This is a genomic window from Streptomyces alkaliterrae (assembly GCF_007097205.2).
Taxonomy (GTDB): Bacteria; Actinomycetota; Actinomycetes; order Streptomycetales; family Streptomycetaceae; genus Streptomyces; species Streptomyces alkaliterrae.
Genome location: NZ_VJYK02000708.1, coordinates 1 through 474 on the forward strand (window position 1 = coordinate 1; position 474 = coordinate 474).

The 474-nt window shown below is 71.3% G+C and carries 2 protein-coding genes; both read right to left on the reverse strand.

The window, feature by feature from the left end:
* Nucleotides 1–210, reverse strand: a 210-nt coding sequence (locus FNX44_RS27580; protein ID WP_228450345.1) for a hypothetical protein, incomplete at its 3' end; no start/stop codon positions are given.
* Nucleotides 207–474 (reverse strand): lantibiotic dehydratase C-terminal domain-containing protein (locus FNX44_RS28485; RefSeq protein WP_173019326.1); only part of this gene is annotated, 268 nt, incomplete at its 5' end. The genes FNX44_RS28485 and FNX44_RS27580, both read right to left, overlap by 4 nt.

A 474-nucleotide genomic window follows, 5' to 3' on the forward strand; every position in this document is an offset into this window, starting at 1 on the left:
GCCGAGGGTGCGGGAGGCGGCATTCCAGTGGGTGGCGGCGGTGGTGGCGTCACCGAGGCAGGCGTGGAGGAGTGCGGTTCCGGCGAGTCCGTAGCAGAGGGTGTGTGCGGCGCGGCTGGATACGGCGTTGATGACGGCTTCCGGGTCGCGGAGGCTGCGGGCCAGATCGGTGGCTCTGGCGGCGGCGAGGGTTCGGGTGTCTGGGCTCATGGGCGGTGGAGGAGGTCGGCTGCCAGGGTTCTCGCGATGCGTTCGTAGCCGGGGTCGATGGCGAGGAGTCGGTTGGCGTGCATGTGGATGACGTCGGAGGCCACGAGGGCTGCTGCCTGGGGTGGCAGCGTGTCGCGGTAGGTGATGAGTGCTTTGTGGCGTTGTTCGTGTGCGGCGGCCAGGTCTCGGGGCAGAAGCGCCTTGGCGCCGTGGCGGGTGGCCGGGCGGAGGGTGTCGCGGTGGCGGCGTTGTGCGGGGGTGAGG